This is a genomic window from Pedobacter sp. 01N416 (assembly GCF_056399685.1).
Window position 1 is genome coordinate 1 of record NZ_JBFTRT010000587.1, and the last position, 3,073, is coordinate 3,073.

The 3,073-nt window shown below is 37.0% G+C and carries 3 protein-coding genes and 1 pseudogene; 2 read left to right on the plus strand and 2 right to left on the minus strand.

Translation table 11 applies throughout. The features are described 5' to 3' along the window. Positions 1–71: 71 nt before the first annotated feature. Entirely contained in the window at positions 72–386 is a 315-nt protein-coding gene (locus AC1DND_RS24080) for a hypothetical protein (RefSeq protein WP_477585102.1), read from the minus strand. A 33-nt stretch (positions 387–419) separates the two neighbouring features. Next, positions 420–692, minus strand: a pseudogene (locus AC1DND_RS24085) (histidine kinase); the annotation flags it as partial. 750 nt (positions 693–1,442) lie between these two features. On the opposite strand from AC1DND_RS24085, the gene AC1DND_RS24090 reads away from it, so the two are divergent. Further along, positions 1,443–2,591, plus strand: a complete 1,149-nt coding sequence (locus tag AC1DND_RS24090) for a hypothetical protein (RefSeq protein ID WP_477585103.1) — start codon at positions 1,443–1,445, stop codon at positions 2,589–2,591. Positions 2,592–2,878: 287 nt separating this feature from the next. Then, a partial coding sequence (locus tag AC1DND_RS24095) for a hypothetical protein (protein ID WP_477585104.1) occupies positions 2,879–3,073 on the plus strand: 195 nt, incomplete at its 3' end.

Below are 3,073 nucleotides of genomic sequence, written 5' to 3' on the forward strand. Positions count from 1 at the left end.
GGTTTGATTGATGTACTTATCGAGTACTTCAATTGAATGATATTCATCATCAATGATGTAGCATGTTAAGCTCATAATTTAAGGGTTAAAGTGAGTTCGTAAAATTCGTCGGGCTCGTTGATTTCCAGCTTATAGTTGTCTTTATAAAATGAATCCATGCGGAGCCGGATGTTCTGCAGACCTAATGCTTTTCGCTGACGGGGATGTCCGTTCTTTGATTTTTTTAAGTTTCTGCTGTAAAAGGTTAGTTGTCCGGTTTCGTTTGTTGTTAACTTCAGTACAGCTGGAGAGGTAATTTCGGTCAAATTCCCATGTTTGAACAGGTTTTCTGTCAGCGTAAGCAAGATGAGTGGAATTATTTTATAACGGCTGAAATCACCATGCATTTCCAGTTTAAGATATAGGGGTTCTTTAAACCKGTAGCGGTTGATCGCGATGAGGTTTTCAATCTGCTCAACTTCWYTATCSAGTTTRATTTTTCCATCYGGACCWGCTTCTTCYARGCTGAAACGCATRATCTCCGAWAGKAGCCAAATGCAATKAGCRGCATCATCGGAATATTTTTGTGTRCTGTTGTAAACAAARTTWAGYGCRTTGAAGAGCATRTGMGGGTTAATCTGTTGTTGMAGATAGGCRTTACGGACTTGGTAAGCTGGGTTTCTAACTCTGCTTTTTGTCTTTCGATAATTAATTGTCGCTTTTCAGCTTCCAATGCTTGCCTCTTATACTGAGCAATATACTTTGCGGAACAATAAAATATAGCGAGTAGCGTAAAATATACACCCCGTGCAATGTTTCGTGGAAAAAACTTCTGTATGAATATAAAAGGATTGTGGTGCGATGGTTGGGGATTTCCCAATGAATAATCAGCAAAGCCTTTCACAATCAGGAAAAAAACGAGTAATCCCAAATATGCCAATAAACCTCCAAGGTAATTAATCCTAGTTTCTTTTAAAGTATAGTTTAAAACTTTAAGGCAGGCATAAAACAGCGCTATATTTATGGTGTAAAATACAATGTATATCAGCGGTCTTTCCAAGGATCCAATTTGATAATACACTATCGCCAGCTCGTACACTATAAAAAGTATCCAGAATGAAGTATGGATTATGATTGTCTTTCGAGTTAGCGGACTGAATTTTAAACCTATCAAATTTATCATCACATTTAATGTTTCACCTACGAGATAGCTCGAATCTGTAATAAATTATATAAATAATCCATAGACTCTTAAATTAACATTAAAAATTAAAATTATGATGAAATCAATGAAACTTCCGCTAAAAAGTACGCAAGTTATTACACGTTACAAATCTTTGAACAGAGATGGTAAGAGACTTGAGACTGACACCACTACGGTGACGACTACAATCATTTCAAGTACTCATATCTTCAACCAATAGAAGAAAATATGAATAACGCACCAGGAAAATCTTTAGGGTATGCTTAAGAATGAACTGAAGGATATAGAAGAAATTTTAATTGAGCAAGAATCTTCCGACAGCGATAATACAGCCCAAATTAATCTTGAAGCTCACTTTGGTCAAATCCATAAAGCATGGGAAGAAGCTATATTTTCCAATACGCCAGAGAATAGCCTGGTGCGTTATTTTCATTATCATCTTGATATTATATCAACCATCTCCAATACATTAGCTAATTCCCACGATTCTGAAACAAATGTACTTCCCCAAAATGAACTTTTGGCACTTATAGACCATCTGCAGAAATACTATTCCAATTATTTCAATGAAGATGTCGTGGCGCCAATAGCTTATCATCAACGATTGGTTTCTCAACTTAACAACGATGTTTGTGCTATTCAGAAAACGCTGCAGTCAAGCGACCTAAATGCTTCTCTAAAAACCTGCCTAGCAAAATGGTTCAATGTAATGTCCGAGGATATTGGAAAAGTAAAATTTACCTTTCGTTCATTACATTATTTCGGATGTATCATTCATCAATTGGGTTCACTCGATTATGATTCGGATGACGCAGAAAAATTACTGGTTTCTCTGCTTATTCGTTCAAATTTCAATAACCTTTCTTTTTTTGTTTACTACCAGGATACAATCAGGAATGCTTTTGGCGATTTTAGAGATACGCAGGAAAGGCTTAATTATTTGGTTGAGCAGAAAGCAGAGGTTATATCATCACCTGAAGTGAAAAATATAGCTTATGACCCCTCGTGGCCTTCAATAAAAACCATGATGGGAAACTGGTTAACGGAAGAAATTCTGGTAACAGAAAAATCTTTGTGCAAAGGGAGTGAAGCTGTTGTTCCTAAAATACCACTGGAAATGTCAGTTGCACACCTTTCCTGTCTGGTTCGTTTACTTTATGAAGAAAGTGTTTTTGCTACTGAAAACCTTCAGTTCATTTTCAAATGTTTCGCTGGTCACTATCAAAGTAAAAGACAAGCTGTTATTTCCCCTGGAAGCCTCAGCAAAGAATTTTATAGTATTGACCAGCATACTGCCGCACGTGTGCGGGATCTRTTACAGCGYATGGTGCTGCGGATCAACCGTAATTTTTTTCCTATGGCCGTTGCAATAAATGCAACAGYCCTCTCTTATCTAAGTATRYGCTGAGTTCMCCCAGCCAGTTATAGCTAAACCCTTCTTTATTTATCAGTCGTTCAGGCAAAAGAGATGTGATGTCGTTCAATGTGCTGAACTGCATTGAACGACAAGCTTTACAGAATTCAGTGCTAAAACCAAGTCTGTCAATAGGGGTCTGTAATAATTCCTCCTTTTTCATATATTTTTAATATCTGCAGCTTTATAAAGATAATAAATTTGTTTCTAATAAGATGTGTCTTGTATGCTGTTTCTTATTAGAAGTACCTCTGGAGCATCATTTTGGTTTACTTTACGATATGAGTAGAGCCAAAAACGACGAGGAGAGCGAAAATATAAAGGAAGTTTTGAAATTGGTTGGAGCACGGATTCGTTCCCTTAGGGAAGCGAAAGGGGAACGGAATTATGAAAAATTTGCCTTTAAACATGACCTCAACCGTACGCAGCTCTGGCGCTATGAAAATGGGGAAGATCTGTATTTCTCATCTTTGCTG